The 15,366-nt window shown below is 75.9% G+C and carries 16 protein-coding genes; 6 read left to right on the forward strand and 10 right to left on the reverse strand.

The window, feature by feature from the left end; all coding sequences use genetic code 11:
* Positions 1–107: 107 nt before the first annotated feature.
* Together A2CP1_RS04675 and xrtE are read left to right on the forward strand one after the other, a co-directional pair.
* Positions 108–614: a hypothetical protein gene (locus A2CP1_RS04675; protein WP_012632294.1), complete on the forward strand. Its 507-nt coding sequence runs from the start codon at positions 108–110 to the stop codon at positions 612–614.
* Positions 615–624: 10 nt separating this feature from the next.
* Complete coding sequence (gene xrtE / locus A2CP1_RS04680) at positions 625–2,271, forward strand: exosortase E/protease, VPEID-CTERM system (RefSeq protein WP_012632295.1); 1,647 nt, start codon at positions 625–627, stop codon at positions 2,269–2,271.
* Between the two features lie 16 nt (positions 2,272–2,287).
* On the opposite strand, the gene A2CP1_RS04685 is transcribed toward xrtE, so the two are convergent.
* From A2CP1_RS04685 to A2CP1_RS04695, 3 genes are all read right to left on the reverse strand, one after another.
* Complete coding sequence (locus A2CP1_RS04685; RefSeq protein WP_012632296.1) at positions 2,288–2,983, reverse strand: response regulator; 696 nt, start codon at positions 2,981–2,983, stop codon at positions 2,288–2,290.
* Entirely contained in the window at positions 2,980–4,572 is a 1,593-nt protein-coding gene (locus A2CP1_RS04690; protein WP_012632297.1) for an ATP-binding protein, read from the reverse strand. Before A2CP1_RS04690 ends, A2CP1_RS04685 begins: the two co-directional genes overlap by 4 nt.
* 82 nt (positions 4,573–4,654) lie before the next feature.
* On the reverse strand, positions 4,655–4,957 hold the full coding sequence (locus tag A2CP1_RS04695) for a hypothetical protein (protein WP_012632298.1): 303 nt from the start codon (positions 4,955–4,957) through the stop codon (positions 4,655–4,657).
* Positions 4,958–5,100: 143 nt separating this feature from the next.
* Here A2CP1_RS04695 and A2CP1_RS04700 point away from each other — a divergent pair, with 143 nt between their 5' ends.
* The gene (locus A2CP1_RS04700) at positions 5,101–7,143 is read left to right on the forward strand and encodes an APC family permease (protein WP_012632299.1); all 2,043 of its coding nucleotides are present in this window, start codon (positions 5,101–5,103) and stop codon (positions 7,141–7,143) included.
* Here A2CP1_RS04700 and A2CP1_RS24055 read toward each other — a convergent pair.
* Positions 7,068–7,541: a glycosyltransferase gene (locus tag A2CP1_RS24055; RefSeq protein ID WP_425358203.1), complete on the reverse strand. Its 474-nt coding sequence runs from the start codon at positions 7,539–7,541 to the stop codon at positions 7,068–7,070. The two genes, A2CP1_RS04700 and A2CP1_RS24055, sit on opposite strands and share 76 nt — an antisense overlap.
* Before the next feature lie 131 nt (positions 7,542–7,672).
* Entirely contained in the window at positions 7,673–8,074 is a 402-nt protein-coding gene (locus A2CP1_RS04710) for a four-helix bundle copper-binding protein (protein WP_012632301.1), read from the reverse strand.
* A gap of 245 nt (positions 8,075–8,319) precedes the next feature.
* Between A2CP1_RS04710 and A2CP1_RS04715 the strand changes: the two genes are divergently transcribed.
* A complete protein-coding gene (locus A2CP1_RS04715) occupies positions 8,320–10,068 on the forward strand; it encodes a hypothetical protein (protein WP_012632302.1) in 1,749 nt (582 codons plus the stop codon).
* Positions 10,069–10,101: 33 nt separating this feature from the next.
* Here A2CP1_RS04715 and A2CP1_RS04720 read toward each other — a convergent pair whose 3' ends face one another.
* The 5 genes from A2CP1_RS04720 to A2CP1_RS04740 form a co-directional block, all read right to left on the reverse strand.
* Complete coding sequence (locus tag A2CP1_RS04720; RefSeq protein WP_012632303.1) at positions 10,102–10,530, reverse strand: DUF420 domain-containing protein; 429 nt, start codon at positions 10,528–10,530, stop codon at positions 10,102–10,104.
* Positions 10,527–11,393, reverse strand: coding sequence for an ABC transporter permease (locus A2CP1_RS04725; protein WP_012632304.1), 867 nt, complete (start codon positions 11,391–11,393; stop codon positions 10,527–10,529). Before A2CP1_RS04725 ends, A2CP1_RS04720 begins: the two co-directional genes overlap by 4 nt.
* A complete protein-coding gene (locus A2CP1_RS04730) occupies positions 11,390–12,340 on the reverse strand; it encodes an ABC transporter ATP-binding protein (RefSeq protein WP_012632305.1) in 951 nt (316 codons plus the stop codon). Before A2CP1_RS04730 ends, A2CP1_RS04725 begins: the two co-directional genes overlap by 4 nt.
* Positions 12,341–12,359: 19 nt before the next feature.
* Entirely contained in the window at positions 12,360–13,247 is an 888-nt protein-coding gene (gene cyoE / locus A2CP1_RS04735) for a heme o synthase (protein WP_174315301.1), read from the reverse strand.
* 168 nt (positions 13,248–13,415) lie between these two features.
* The gene (locus A2CP1_RS04740; RefSeq protein WP_012525013.1) at positions 13,416–13,682 is read right to left on the reverse strand and encodes a TIGR02300 family protein; all 267 of its coding nucleotides are present in this window, start codon (positions 13,680–13,682) and stop codon (positions 13,416–13,418) included.
* Positions 13,683–13,796: 114 nt separating this feature from the next.
* On the opposite strand from A2CP1_RS04740, the gene ttcA reads away from it, so the two are divergent.
* Both ttcA and deoC read left to right on the forward strand, forming a co-directional pair.
* A complete protein-coding gene (gene ttcA / locus A2CP1_RS04745; RefSeq protein WP_012632307.1) occupies positions 13,797–14,672 on the forward strand; it encodes a tRNA 2-thiocytidine(32) synthetase TtcA in 876 nt (291 codons plus the stop codon).
* Between the two features lie 9 nt (positions 14,673–14,681).
* Complete coding sequence (gene deoC, locus A2CP1_RS04750) at positions 14,682–15,365, forward strand: deoxyribose-phosphate aldolase (protein WP_012632308.1); 684 nt, start codon at positions 14,682–14,684, stop codon at positions 15,363–15,365.
* Position 15,366 lies beyond the last annotated feature (1 nt).

The raw sequence follows: 15,366 nt of genomic DNA on the forward strand, positions 1-15,366 counted from the left end.
GGCGCGCAGCCCCACCCACTGTCGCTCGCGTTCGGGATTGTGCCGGTGACGTGCGGGATCCAGACTCCCCGTACTGGCGCCACCGTGGGCGCTCGGGGGATTCAGACATGCGGTTCTCGTTCGTTCCGCTGGGAGCGTCCGCAGTCGCTGCGCTGCTGCTCTGGTCCGGGGATGCGACGGCGCGGGAGAAGTTCCGGCCGGACGGCGCCAGCCGTTCGGATCCGGTGGCCGACCGCGCCGGGCGTGCGGCGCCGGCCGATCCCGGGGTGCCGTCCGTGCGCGAGCCGCTCGCCGGCGACGCGCAGGGCGAGGCGCCCGCCGACGACCGCGCCGGCGAGCAGGGAGAGCAGAACGGCGTCGGCCACCACAACGGCGGCGACCACGGCAGCGGCGTCGGCCAGGGCAACGACGGCACCCAGGGGACCGGCGGTGGATGGGGCTCCGGCGGGGTCGGCGGCGTCGACGTGGGCGGCGGCAACGCGGGCGCCGGCCACGGCGGCGGCGGGGAGTCGGGCGGCATCGGCGTCCCCGAGCTCGATCCGTCCGCGGCGGGCGTGATCGCCGCCCTGGTCGCCGGCGGCGGCATCCTGCTGGCGCGCCGCCGTCGCCGCTGAGCACGGCCGCATGAGCGCGGGCGCGGGCGTCGCCGCCAGGTCCTGCGGCCGCGGCCTGCGCGTCGCGCGGCTGCGGGGGGGCGTCCGATGGACGGTCCCGGCGGTGATCGTGGCCGCGGAGTACCTCGGCCTGTCGCTGCTCGTCGACCTGCCCATGGCCGGCCCGGCCATGACGCTGGTCCGGCCCCTGCGCATGCTCGGGCCGGTGCTGTTCGGCGCCGCCGCCGCCGGCTGGCTCATCGCCCGCGGCGAGTCGCGCGGCGGAACGGGTGCGGCCCCGCTCCCGCCGCTGCCGGCCTGGCGGCCCTGGCCCACGCTCGCGCTCCAGGCCGGCGCCTACGCGGTCACCGCCGCGACGGCGGTGGCGCTCCTCCGCCCCGGCGCGCCCCCGCCGTCCCCCGCGGCCATGGCGGTGTTCATCGCCTGCGCGGCCGCCACGGGCCTGCTCGCCCTGCGCGCCGCCGCGCCGCTCGGGTGGCTGCTCGCCGCGCTGGCGCGGCGCTGGCTGGCGCCGCTGGTGGCGCTCTCGGTGGGGCTGCTCGCCTGGCGCGCGGCGTCGGCGGCGGAGGGGCTGTGGGGAGCGCTCACGGCGGTGACGCTGCACGCGGCCGGCGCGCTGGCGTCGGCGGCGGGCGCCGAGATCCAGGTGGACCCGGCCCGCAGCGTGATCCGGGCGAGCGGGGTGCGCATCGAGATCGCGCCCATCTGCTCCGGCGTGGACGGCATCGGCCTGGTGGTCCTGTTCCAGGCGGTCTGGATCGCGCTCGCGCGCGAGCGCATCCGGTGGGAGCGGGCCCTCGTCCTCCTGCCGCTCGGCGCCGCGGCCGCGCTCGCCGGCAACGTGCTGCGCGTCGCGGCCCTGACGCTGCTCGCGGCCGCGGGGCGCCCGGACCTCGCGTTCGGAGGCTTCCACTCCAAGCTCGGCTGGGCGTTCTTCATCGCCATCGCGCTCGGCAGCGTGGCCATCGCCGAGCGGTCGCGGTGGCTGGCTCGCCCCGCCGACGCGGAGGGCAGCGCGGCCGCCGGCGTCCCGCCCGGCGCGGGCGCGTACGCGGCGCCGTTCGTGGCCATGCTCGCGACCGCGCTCGTCACCTCGATGCTCGCGGGCGACGGCCTCGACCGGCTCTACGGGCTCCGCGTCGCCGCGGGCGCCGGCGTCCTGCTCGCGGTCCGCCGGCGGCTGCCGGTGGCGGTGCTCGCCCCGGCGCTGCTGCCGATCGCGGCCGGGCTCGCGGTGGGCGCCGCGTGGGTCGCGCTCGCCGGCGGCGACGGGACCGCCGTCTCCGAGGGGCTGGCGCGGATGGGCCCGGCGGAGCGCGCCGCGTGGATCTCGGCGCGGGTGGCCGGCGCTTGCCTGCTGGTGCCGGTGGTGGAGGAGCTCGCGTTCCGCGGGTTCCTGCTGCCCTGGCTGGTGTCGCCCGGCTTCCGGGACGTCCCGCCGCGCGCCTGGAGCTGGCCGGCGGCGCTCGGGTCCTCGCTCGCGTTCGGCGCCATCCACTCACAGTGGTTGCTCGGCGCGGCGGCCGGCCTGGCCTTCGCCGGCGTGCGCCGCTGGCGCGGCCGCCTCGGCGACGCCGTGCTGGCGCACGCGGTCGCGAACGCCGCCATCGCCGCCGCGGTGCTGGGCGCCGGACGCTGGGGGCTGTGGGGCGGCTGAGCCGGCCTCGCGTCCGTCAGTCGACGCGGTCGCGCAGGCGGTACCCGACGCCGGGCTCGGTCATCAGCAGCCGCGGCCGCGCCGGCTCGTCCTCGAGCTTCTTGCGCAGCTCGGCCACCTGGACGCGGACGTAGTGCGCCTCGGTCGCGTTCGGGCCCCACACCTCGCGGAGGATCTGGCGGTGGGTCAGCACCTTGCCCGCGTTGCGCGCGAGCATCGCGAGGACCCGGTACTCGGTGGGCGTGAGCCGCACCTCGGCGCCGCTCCGCGTGATCTCGCGGCGGGCGAGGTCGATGCGGAGCGGCCCGACCTCGACCACCGGAGGCCCATCCGGCGGCGCCTGGGCGTGCCGGAGCGCCACCCGGACGCGCGCCAGGAGCTCGTTCACTCCGAACGGCTTCGTCAGGTAGTCGTCGGCCCCGGCGTCGAGGGCGGTCACCTTGTCCTCCTCGCGGCCGCGCGCCGACAGCACGATGATCGGCGCGCGCGTCCACTCGCGGAGCCGCCGGGCGAGGTCGATCCCGTCGCCGTCCGGGAGCCCGAGGTCGAGGAGGAAGACGTCCGGGTTGTGGCCGGGCGCGAGCTGCTCCGCCTCGGCGACCGTGCCGGCCTCCTCGATCCGGTAGCCGTGCGCGGCCAGCGCGGCGCGCAGGAAGCGGCGTACCGGCGCCTCGTCCTCGACGACGAGCACGAGCGGGCCGCCGCCGGTCACGGCCCGCCCCCTCGCTCCGGCAGGCGCTCGCCGGGGGGCTCCGGCGGTGCGGCAGGAGGCGCCCCGACGGGCAGGGTCAGGCGGAACACCGCCCCGCCGCCGGCCCGGTTCGCCGCCGTGAGGCGGCCTCCGTGCGCCTGGGCGATCGCCCGCGCGATGGGGAGCCCCAGCCCGACGCCTCGCACGCCGGGACGGGCGGCCCGCTGGAACCGGTCGAAGATGCGCTCCTCCTCGCCCTCGGGGAGGCCGGGGCCGCGATCGGCCACCTCGATCGCGACCATCCCGCCCTCGCGGGCGGCGCGGACCGCGATCTCGGAACCCGGCGGCGTGTGCTTGGTCGCGTTCTCGAGCAGGTTCACGAACAGCTGCTGGACCAGGATCGGGTCGACGGAGAGCAGCGGGAGCTCGTCCGGGATGGCGACGGCGACCGGGCGTGCCGCGAGCGGCCGCTCCAGGCGGTTCATGGCGGCGCCGACCACCTCGGTCAGCGGGACCCACTCCCGCTTCGGCTCGACCGCGCCCCCCTCGAGGCGCGTCATGTCGAGGAGGTTCGAGACGAGCCGCTCGAGCCGCTCCGCCTCGTCGACCACCGTGGCGGCCAGGTCCCTCCGGATCGCCGGATCGTTCACGCCGTCGTCGAGGAGGAGCGTGCCGGCGCCGGTGATGGCGGCGAGCGGGGTCCGGAGATCGTGCGAGACGGAGGACAGCAGGCCGCTGCGCAGCTCCTCCGTCCTGGCCCGGAGCGCGGCCCGCCGCGCCTCGTCGGCGAGGCGTACCCGATCCAGCGCGACGGCGGCGTGCCGCGCCAGCGCCTCGACGAGCTCCTGCTGCTCGCCGCCGAGGCTGCGCTCGTTCACGGGCCGCAGCGCGATCACCGCCAGGACGTCGCCCCAGGTCCGGAGCGGGATGCAGAGCACGGACTCGCCCGGGAGCGCGTCGGTGCCGCAGCCGGCGGGACGTCCGTGCTCGGACGCCCACCGGGCGACGGCGAGCTCGCCGGTCCCGAGCGACTGGTCGGCGGGCGCGGAAGCCACCGCGTCGAGCGTGTCGCGATCCCGCGCCAGGAAGAACAGCGCCGCGCAGTCGAAGGCCTCCGCGACCGCGCGCACACACGCGGCGCCCACCCCGGTCGAGTCCATCGCCGCCGCCAGCTCCTTGCCGAGCGCGTACACCGCGGCGGTGCGCCGTTCCCGGACGATCGCCTCCCGCCGCTGCTCGCGGAGCCGCAGCGTGAGCGTCCCGATGACCACGCCGATGCCGAGCATCATCGCGAACGTCAGGACGTAGCGGGCGTCGGCGACGTCGAGGGTGAACGGGGGCGGGACGAAGAAGAAGTCGTAGCAGACGACCGCGAGCGCGGCGGCGAGGGTGGAGGCCCGGCGGCCGCTGGTGAGCGCCACCACCATCACGCCCAGCAGGAACAGCATCTCGACATCGGGGACGTGGAGGAGCGCGCGCGCCGCCGCGGCCAGCGCGGTGGTGGCGCCGATGACGCCGGCCGCGCGCAGGTACTCGCGCGCGGGCGTCCCGAGGTCGGGCGTCCGCGCTGGGCGGCGGTCCGGGTCTGCTCGCTCGGGCGCTGACGTCATGTCGGGGGCCCCCGGCTCGATCCTCCGTTCATCAAGGCTCGCGGCGCCAGGCCCGTCAAGCGCGACCCGGGCGGCGGTGGATTCACGCAACGTGCTCGGAGCGGTCCCTGCGGTGGCGCCGCTTCCCTGCGCGGATCGACGAGCCGGCCGATGCCCACAGGTGGCGTCCGGTGAACAGGGTCCCGGCCGCCGCCAACCCCAGCTCGCCCTGCGTCCACTGGCCGAAGTGGGCGGCTGCGCCGACGAGGGGCAGGCACGCGATCGCGAAGAGGGTCCCGATGAGGAGCAGGTCTTCGAGCGTCCCCTCGTCACCGGGGACGGGCACGTCGACCCGAGGCCTGCCGTGGGCCGCGACGGCGTGGAGTCGGGGGGTGACGGTGGCCATGGCCGGTCCCTTCGGCACGAGAGCCTAGCCCGGCCGGGATCAAGAAGGTGTCAAGGTGACGGGGCCCCTTCTTGACGTTCCGTTGACGTCCGCCGATCCAGTCTTGATGTCGCGGTGACACGCGCGGGCGGCAAGCTGCCGGCATGCCAGCCACCCCGGGAACGACGCCGGAGGAGGGGGCGCGCGCGCAGGGATCCCTCGGCCCGCCGCGGCGTCCGCTCGCGCGGCTCCGGACGCTCGTCTTCGGCGCGCCGAGGGACGTCCAGGATCCGCGCACCCACCACTCCATCTCGCTCGTCGCGCTGCTCGCCTGGGTCGGCCTCGGCGCCGACGGGCTGTCCTCGTCGGCCTACGGTCCCGACGAGGCGTTCCGCGCGCTGGGAGACCACCGGTACCTCGCGGTCGCGCTCGCGCTCGCCACCGCGACGACGGTGCTCGTCATCGCGGTCGCATACTCGCAGATCATCAAGCGCTTCCCGTTCGGCGGCGGAGGGTACGTCGTGGCGACGGAGCTGCTCGGCCCGCGCGTGGGCGTCGTCTCCGGCTCCGCCCTGCTGGTGGACTACGTGCTCACGATCTCGGTGTCGGTGGCCTCCAGCGGCGACGCCATCTTCAGCTTCCTCCCGCCGGGGCTCGACCGATGGAAGCTGCCGGTCGAGGCGCTCGCGATCGGCCTGCTCGTCGTGCTCAACCTGCGCGGCGTGAAGGAGTCCGTCACGATCCTCGCGCCCATCTTCGGCGTCTTCCTGGTCACGCACCTCGTCCTGATCGTGGGCGGCGTCGGCGCGCACCTGCCGGACGTGCCGCGGGTGGCCGGCGAGGTGGGCCACGGGTTCCGCTCGGGCCTGGCCGAGCTCGGCGCGCTCGGGCTGCTCGCCGTCTTCGTCCGCGCCTACTCGATGGGGGCCGGGACGTACACCGGGATCGAGGCGGTCTCGAACGGCATCCAGATCATGCGCGAGCCGAAGGTGCACACCGCCAAGCGGACCATGGCGTACATGGCGGTCTCGCTCGCGTTCACCGCGGGCGGCATCCTGGTCTGCTACCTCCTGTTTCGCGCCGCGCCCGAGGAGGGGAAGACGATGAACGCGGTGCTGCTCGAGCGGTTCGCGGGCGGCTGGAGCCTGGGCGGCGTGCCGGTCGGCCGGGGCTTCGTGATCGTGACGCTGCTCGCCGAGGCGGCGCTGCTCGTGGTCGCCGCGCAGGCCGGGTTCATCGACGGGCCGCGGGTCATGGCCAACATGGCCCACGACTCCTGGCTGCCGCACCGCTTCGGCCAGCTCTCCGACCGGCTCACCATCCAGGACGGCGTCCTGCTCATGGGCGGCGCCTCCCTCGCGACGCTGCTCTGGACCCGCGGCGACATCCTGCACCTCGTCACGATGTACTCGATCAACGTGTTCGTGACGTTCTCGCTCTCGCAGCTCGCGATGCTCCGCTACTGGCGCCGGACCCGCACGGGCGGGCGCCGCCGCGGCCTCGCGATCCACGGGATCGCGCTCGTGCTCTGCCTCGCCATCCTGACGGGCACCGTCTACGAGAAGGGCGCGCAGGGGGGCTGGATCACCATCCTGGTCACGAGCCTGGTGGTGGGCCTGTGCCTCGCCATCCGGCGCCATTACCGCAGCGTGCAGGCGAACCTGAGGCGCCTCGACGACATCCTCGAGGTGCTGCCGCCGCAGCAGCCCGGCCCGCACCCCGTCCTCGACCCGCGGGCTCCGACCGCCGTGCTGCTCGTCGGCGGCTACGGGGGCCTCGGCGTGCACGCGCTGCTCACCATCCAGCGGACGTTCCCGGGGCACTTCCGGAACTTCGTGTTCGTGTCGGTCGGCGTCATCGACGCCGCGTCCATGAAGGGGGTCGAGGAGGTGGACCGGGTCCGGCTCCAGACGCAGGCCGCGCTCGAGCAGTACGTCGCGCTCGCGCACCGCCTGAAGCTCGCGGCGGACCTCCGGATGGAGATCGGCACCGAGGCGGTCAGCGTGGCCGAGAAGCTGTGCCTCGAGCTCTCCCGCGAGTACCCGCGGAGCGTCGTGTTCGCGGGCAAGCTCGTGTTCCAGCAGGAGCGCTGGTACCAGCGGCTGCTGCACAACGAGACGGCCTACCAGCTTCAGCGCCGCCTCCAGCTCGGCGGGCTGAACGCGATGGTGCTCCCCGTGCGCGTGCTGGCCCCGGCGTTCGGCTGACCGGCCACGGCCGTCCGGCGGCCGCGACACCCCGGCCGATCGCGAACCGTCACCCCGCCGCCCCGCGCGCGACACGCGCGCGCGCCATCCTGCGCGTGCGCCGGGGCGCGGAGGTGGCCTGCATGGAGTGGCTCTCGAACGTCCTCCTGGTCGGCGCCGCGGTGGGGATCGCGGCGGTCGCGACGCAGCACCTCGTGCTGTGGCGGCACGTGCGGCAGGCTCCGCGCGTGCCGCTCGGCACCCCGGGGGTCTCGGTCCTGAAGCCGCTGTGCGGGCTCGAGGACGGGCTCGCCGGAGGGCCACAGCGCCATGCGCCCGAGCACGTAGTCCTCGGCGAGCACGTCCTTCACCGGCTCGAAGCCGCCCAGCGCGAGGAGGTCGGCTCGCCTCAGCGCCATCGACTTGCCCACCTGCGGCGCACGCCCTGGGGGGCCACGGCGTCATCCTCGACGTGACCGGCTGGCGCTAGCGGGTCGCCGCGCGCCCCGGATCCGCGCGGGGTCCGGGGCCGCGCGGCGGCCACCGTCGCTCAGTGCCGGGCGGACATCTGGCGGCACGCCTCTGCGCAGGACCGGCACGCGTCCGCGCACGCCTTCATCTGCGCGTCGCCGCCGAACTCCTCGCACGCCTCCTCGCACGCCTTGCAGATGTCCGCGCACAGCTCGCAGTGCCGGGCGTGGAACGCCGACTCCCGCGACATCATCGCCGCGCTCATCCGGCAGCTCTCGGCGCAGTCCACCATCACCTTGACGAGGTCGGCCGCCGCGTGGCGGCCGCCCTTTCGCAGGCAGTGCGCCAGCGTCTGCTCGCACACGCTGAAGCAGGAGAGGCACTCCTGGATGCAGCGCTGCATCTGCTCGGCCATGTGCCCGAAGTGCGGCGTCCCCTGGTACGCCGCCTGGAAGCCCTGCGTGCCCGTCGTCGTGGCCATCGTCGTCGCTCCCTGGAAAGAGAGACGAACGATGGGCACGCGACGGGGGGCGTTCAACGACGCCGGCGGACGGGCGGGCGCCGCGGCTGCGGGCGTGCATCGGGGCGTGCGCCACCGCCTTGGCGTGACCCCGCGGCGGCGCGGAATTCGGCCCGAGGGCGTGCGTTCCCTGGCTGCGGCGGGTGCGCGGATCGCGCACCCGTTCCGTGAGCCCGGCCCCCCACCCGCCGGGCGGGAGGATCCTCGTGAAGACCTCTGCTCCGGCCGCGACCGTGCTCCTCATCGCCTCGTCCGTGCTGCTCGCCGCCTGCGGGGGTGGCGGCGGAGGCTCCACGTCGCCGGGAGGCGCCTCGGCGGGCACGCTCAGCGGCGCCGTGGTGCTCGGGCCGGTGGCGGGCGCGACGGTCCGGGCGTACGCGCTGAGCGGGGGCACGCAGGGTGCGCTGCTCGGCGAGGCCACCGCCGACGCCGCCGGCCGGTTCGACGTCTCCATCGGCCACCACGCGGGGCCGGTGATGGTGGTGGCCACCGGCGGCAGCTTCGTGGACGAGGCCACCGGCGCGTCGATGGCGCTCGGCACGGGAGACGCGCTGGCCTGTGCGATCCCCTCGGTCGCCGCCGATGCCGCCACCGCCGGCATCCACGTGACGCCGCTCACCTCCATGGCGCGCGCCCGGGCCGCCGCGATGCCCGGCGGGATGACCGAGGCGAACGTGGCGGCCGCGAACGCGGCGGTGGGTGCGTACTTCCAGGCCGGCGACGTGCTGCGCGTCGCGCCCATGGATCCGACGGCCGCGGGCGCGGGCGCCGGCGCGACGCAGGACGAGCGCGCCTACGGGATGGCGCTCGCCGCCATGTCCCAAGAGGCGATGGCGCTCGGGATGACCTCGTCCGCGGGGATGGCGACCGCGCTCGCCGCCGACGCTTCGGACGGCGTGATGGACGGGATGATGGGCGCGACGCCCGTCTCCATGGGCGGCATGGGCGGGATGAGCGGCGGGACGATGGAGGCGAACGCGGGGACCGCTGGCCTCGCCGACGCGATGCACGCCTTCCTCGGATCCGCGCGGAACCGGTCCGGCCTGACCGCGGACGACCTGCTGGCGTGCCTCGCGCAGCTCTCGGGCTCGGGCGGGCAGCTGCCCGGCGCGGGCGGCTCGGGTCCGGGGCAGGGCGCCGGGCAGGGGACGATGACCGGGACCGCGTTCATGGGCGCGATGTCCGGCGGCACCGTGACGGCGTACGCGGTGAGCGGCGGCGCCCGCGGGCAGGCGCTCGCGGCCGCCCCGCTCGGCGCCACGGGCGCGTTCAGCGTGGGCCTGGGCGCGTACGCCGGGCCGGTCATGCTCGAGGTGGCCGGCGCGACCTACGAGGACGAGGCCACCGGGATCTCGATGCCGATGGCGTCGGGCGACGTGCTCACCGCGTGCGTCCCGTCGGTGGCGGCGGGCGCGACCACCTCCGGCGTGCAGGTGACGCCGCTCACCACCATGGCCCAGGCGAGGGCGCAGGCCATGCTGGGCGGCATGACGACCGCGAACGCAGCGGCGGCCAACGCCGGGATCGGCAGCTACTTCATGGCGGGCGACGTCCTCGGGACCATGCCGATGGATCCGGCGGTCGCGGGATCGGGCACCGGCGCGACCCAGGACCAGCGAGACCACGGGATGGCCATCGCCGCCATGTCCGAGTACGCGCACGGCCTCGGGATGACCGGCTCCACGTCGGCGATGGCGACCGCCATGGCCGAGGACGCGAGCGACGGCGTCATGAACGGGATGATGGGCGGCACCGCCATCCCCATGGGCGGCATGGGCGGCGGCGGGATGATGGGCGGCGGCGCGGGCATGATGGCGGCGAACGCGGGCACGACCGGGCTCTCCGGCGCGATGACGACGTTCGCCGGCTCCGCCATGAACCGGTCGGGCGTGGCGCTCGCAGCCGTCCAGCCGCTGGTGAACCAGCTCGCGGGCTCGAACGGCACCATCCCCTGACGACCGGGGGGCGGCGGCGGCGCGGCGACCGCGCTACGGCGCCGGCGCCAGGTGATACAGCATCACGTACACGACCACCCCGGTCACGGAGACGTACATCCAGACCGGCAGCGCGGCGCGGGCGATGCGGCGGTGATCCGGAAAGCGGGCGCGGAACGCCAGGAACAGCGTCCGGAGGATGAGCGGCGCCGCCAGGGCGGCCAGCAGGGTGTGCGAGCCGAGCACGGCCAGGTACGCCGCGCGGAGCGCGCCGCCGCCGGGGAAGCGGTGCGTGCCGGTCAGCGCGATGCGCGTGAAGTAGCCGGCCAGGAACAGCACCGAGCTCGCGCAGGCGGCGAGCATGAACGCGCGGTGGACGTCGCGGGCGCCGCGGCGGATGGCCACGAAGCCGGCCAGGAGCAGCACGGCGCTGGTGCCGTTCAGGACGGCGTTCACGGTGGGGAGGATCTCGGCCAGGGTCATGCGCGCGGGGCCCGTCGGGTGGAGAGGACGGCGGCCGCGAGGGCGATCGCCGCGAAGGCGGCCAGCACGGCCAGGTCGCGCGCGGCGGAGCCGGGCAGCGCGCCCGGAGCGTCGGGGCCGGCCAGGGCCCGGCGCGCGGCCGACACCGCGTAGGACACCGGGTTCCAGCGCATGGCGGTGGCGAACCCGGGCCGGTCGGCCGGCACCGGGAACATCGCGCCGGAGATCACCCACAGCGGCACGAGCAGCGTCATCTGCACCGCGTGGTAGCCCTGCACGTTGTCGATGAACCAGGCCACCGCGAAGCCGAGCGCGGCCAGCCCCACCGCGGCGAGCGCCAGCGCAGCCACCAGCAGCGGCCAGTCGATCGATCCGTACGGGAAGCCCGCCGCGGGGGCGAGGAGCAGGAACAGCGCCGCCTGGCTGAGCGCCACCGAGGCGGAGCCGAGCGTCTTGCCCGCGACGAGCGCCGCGCGCGAGCCGGGCCCCGCCAGGACGCCCTGGAGGAAGCCGCGGTGCCGGTCCTCGATGACGGACAGCGTGGTGAAGATCGACGCGAACAGCACCACCATCAGCACGACGCCCGGGAAGAAGTAGGCGAGGTAGCCGGTGCCGCTGCCGGCCATCCGGAACGTGCCGGACATGCCGGAGCCGATGACGAACCAGAAGATCAGCGGCTGCCCCAGCGCGCCGGCGAGCCGCGACGGCTGCCGGAAGAAGCGGACCAGGTCGCGGCGCCACAGCACCAGCGCGGTGGCGACGTCGCAGGCGAGGGCCGGGCCGGGCGCGGGCAGCGGCGCGGCGGGGGCGGCGCCGGCCGGCGGCGCGGCGCGGGCGGTGGACCCGGGGACGGCCGGGCTCACGCGGCCACCTCCGCGGCGTCCTCGAGCGACGCGCCGGTGAGCGCCAGGTAGGCGTCGGCGAGCGTGGGGCGCCGCAGGGAGACGGCGCGCAGCCGCCCGGCCGGGAACGCCTCGACCATGCGCGGCACCAGGGTGTGGCCGGCCTCGCGCTCGACGTGCACCGCGCCGTCGCGCACGCGGGCGGGGAGGCCCAGCCGCGCGCGGATGTCCGCGGCGAGCGCTTCCGGCGCGTCCGCCTCGACCACCACCACGTCGCCCGGCACCCGCGCCCGCAGCGCGTCGGGCGACTCGCACGCGACCACCGCGCCGCCCGAGAGCACCGCGAGGCGATCGCAGCGCTCCGCCTCGTCGGGCCGGTGCGTGGTGAGCACCACGGTGAGCCCCTGCTCGCGCCGGAGCGCCAGGACCTCGTCCCAGAACGCCTGGAACGCGCCGGCGTCCAGCCCGGTGGTGGGCTCGTCCATGACCAGCAGCGCGGGCCGGTGCACCAGCGCGCGCGCCAGCTCGACCCGCCGCCGCATGCCGCCGGAGAAGCGGTCCACCGGCTCGCGGGCGCGGTCGGCCAGCCCCGCGCCGGCGAGCAGCGCGGCGATGCGGCGGCGGGCCTCCGCGCGCGGCACCCGGTGCATCGCGGCGGCGAGGCGCAGGTTCTCCTCGGCGGAGAGCTTCCCGTCCAGGCCCGGCGACTGGAAGACGATCCCGGAGGCGGCCCGGAGCGCGCGGGCGCCCGCGCGGATCTCGCGGCCGTCCAGCCAGAAGCGTCCGGCCGCCGGCGGCAGCAGGCCGGCCAGGATCGAGAACAGCGTGGACTTGCCCGCGCCGTTCGGCCCGAGCAGCCCGAACACCTCGCCGGCGCGGACCTCCAGCGAGACGCCGCGCAGCACCTCGCGCGCGCCGTGGCGGAACGCGACGTCCTTCAGCGCGAGGCGCGCGGGAGCGGCCTGCATGGCGGCGGGGGCGGGCACGTCAGCGCGAGAGGAAGAGGGCCACGAACAGCACCGTGAGGTGGACGAGGGTGCCGAGGAAGAACGTGCGCGCCCAGCGCCCGCCCTCGCGGCCGATGCCGGAGATGGCGTAGGCGGACAGCGCGATCCCCAGCACCGCCGCGGTCACCGCGTAGCCGGTGCCGGCCAGGCCCAGCGGGACGAGCGCCAGCGAGGCGGGCAGGAGCAGGATCGTGGTCAGCGCCATCCACAGCCGGGTGGCGCGCTCGCCGTGCACCGAGGCGAACATGCGCAGCCCGCCGCGCTGGTAGTCCTCGCGGAGATAGAGCGAGATGGCGAGGAAGTGCGGGAGCTGCCACGCGAACAGGAGCCCGAACAGCGCCAGCCCGCCGGCGTCCACCCCGCCGGTCACCGACGTCCAGCCCATGAGCGGCGGGATGGCGCCCGGGACCGCGCCCACGAACAGCGCGGCCGCGGAGCGCTGCTTCATGGGCGTGTACACGAGCACGTAGGTCAGGAGCGCGACCAGCGCGAGCAGGGCGGTGAGCCCGTTGGCGGCGAGCGACAGGATCGGGATCGCGAAGGCGGGGGCGGCGATGCCGAGCCCGAGCGCCACGAACGGATCGACGCGGCCGGCGGGCAGCGGGCGATCGCGGGTCCGCCGCATGCGCGCGTCGATGTCGCGCTCGAGGTAGCAGTTGAGCGCGTTCGCGGCGCCGACCACCACCGCGGTGGCGAGGACGGTCAGCACGGCGCGGGCGGTGCCGATGTGGCCGGGCGCGAGCCACATGCCTCCGGCGCTGGTGATCATCACCAGGCCCGAGAGCCGCGGCTTCGAGAGGAGGACCAGGTCCTTGAGGTAGGCGAGCGGCTGCGGAGCGGTGCGGGCCTGCGCGGTGGCGACGGTCACCGCGAGCACTTAGTCAGGGCTCGGCAGGGGGTCAACGTCGCGTTAGGGGCCTCGCCCGGGTGTCGAGCGCGGCAGCGGGCGGTCCCCATGGCCCCGACGGGCGACGGCGCGCCTCGAATTTACGAAGGGTGAATGGGTCGGACGCCCGCGGCGGGGCGTGGCCGCGGATCAGGGCTCGTCGTCCTCTGCGGCCTCGTCCACGTCCTCCGCGTCGTCCTCGAGGTCGTCGGTGTCGACCTCGACCTCCTCCGCCTCCGGCTCGACCGGGCGAGCGGCCGCCCGCACCCTGCGCTCGGGCGCCGGAGGCTTCAGGGCCGGGCTCTCGCGCTGGTCCGCGCCGCACTTCGGGCAGAGCGGGACCGGCTTCTTCATGTCGTAGAACTTGGTGCCGCACTTGAAGCAGCTGTGCTTGGTCCCGAGGTCCTTGGCAGCCATGTTTCCTCGTCCTGGCGGAGAAGCCGGGCCTTTATCCCAACGAAAGCGGCGGCGTCAAACGGAAATGGCGCCGCACCCTCGACCGCCGGGGCTGGGCCGCGCTAGAACCCCGCCATGCAGCAGATCCACCGGCTGGAGCGGAAGCTCCTCCGCGCGACGGCAGAGGCCATCCGCGACTTCGACCTCGTCTCCCAGGGCGACCGGATCATGGTCGCCGTCTCGGGGGGCAAGGACAGCTACACCCTGCTCCACCTGCTCATGCGGCTGCGCGAGCGGGCCCCCATCGACTTCGACCTGGTGGCGGTGAACCTCGACCAGGGGCAGCCCGGCTTCCCCGCGCAGGTGGTGGAGGATCACCTCCGGTCGGTGGGCGTCCCCTACCGCATGCTCCAGCGCGACACGTACTCCGTGGTGCGGCGGCTCGTGCCGGAGGGGAAGACCACCTGCCCGGTCTGCTCGCGCCTGCGGCGCGGGGTCCTCTACAACGCCGCCGTCGAGATGGGCTGCACGAAGATCGCGCTCGGCCACCACCGCGACGACCTCGTCGAGACGCTGCTCCTCTCGGCGCTCTACTCCGGCGCGCTGAAGAGCATGCCGCCCAAGCTCCGCTCGCGCGACGGCCGGAACGTGGTCGTGCGGCCGCTCTGCTACGCGGCCGAGGAGGACGTGGCCGCGTTCGCCGAGGCCATGCGCTTCCCCATCGTCCCCTGCGACCTGTGCGGCTCGCAGCCCAACCTGCGCCGCAAGCGCGTGAAGCGGCTGCTGGCGGAGCTGTCCGCCGAGCACCCGGCGGTGAAGGGCAACCTGCTCCACGCGCTCGCGCACGTCGTCCCCTCGCACCTGCTCGACCGCGACCTCCACCGCCAGCTCGCCGACGCGACGGGCCGCGATCCCTGGCTCGACGCCGAGGACGAGGAGGCGGAGGACTGCGGCGAGCCGCCCGCCGGCGACGGCGTGGTGTCGCTGGGCGGCGCCCGCGGCGGGCGGTAGCATCCGCGCATGCGCTCCGTTCCCCCCGAGGCGATCCGCACCCCGCGCGATCTCGCGCCGTACCTCGACCACACCGTGCTCGCGCCGGAGGCGACGCTCGAGGACGTGCGCCGCGCCTGCGCCGAGGCCCGCGCGCACCGGTTCGCGGGGGTGTGCGTGCGCGCCGACGCGGTGGCGGAGGTCCGGCGCGCGCTGGAGGGCAGCGGCGTGCGGGCGGTCGCGGTGGTGGACTTCCCGCGCGGCGAGGCGGACACCGGCGCGCGGGTGGCGGAGGCGCGCGAGGCGGCGCGGCTGGGCGCGGAGGAGCTGGACCTCGTCATCCGCCTCCCGGCGCTGCTCGCCGGCCGGCACGAGGACGTGCTCCAGGACCTGCGCGCGGTGATCGGGGCGGTGGGGGTGCCGGTGAAGGTGATCCTCGAGACCTCGCGCCTCACCCGCGACCAGAGGGTCGTCGCGGCGGCGCTGGCACGCTGCGCCGGCGCCGCGTACGTGAAGACCTCCACCGGGTTCGCCGGCGGCGGCGCCACGGTGGAGGACGTGGCCCTGCTGCGCGCGGTCGTGGGCGAGCAGGTGGGGGTCAAGGCGTCGGGCGGGATCCGCACCGCGGCGGCGGCGCGGGCGATGCTCGCGGCCGGGGCGAGCCGCATCGGCGCCTCCGGCTCGGTGGCGCTGGTGTCCGGCGCCTTCCCGTGAC

It is taken from the genome of Anaeromyxobacter dehalogenans 2CP-1, assembly GCF_000022145.1.
In the GTDB taxonomy this organism is placed as follows: Bacteria; Myxococcota; Myxococcia; order Myxococcales; family Anaeromyxobacteraceae; genus Anaeromyxobacter; species Anaeromyxobacter dehalogenans.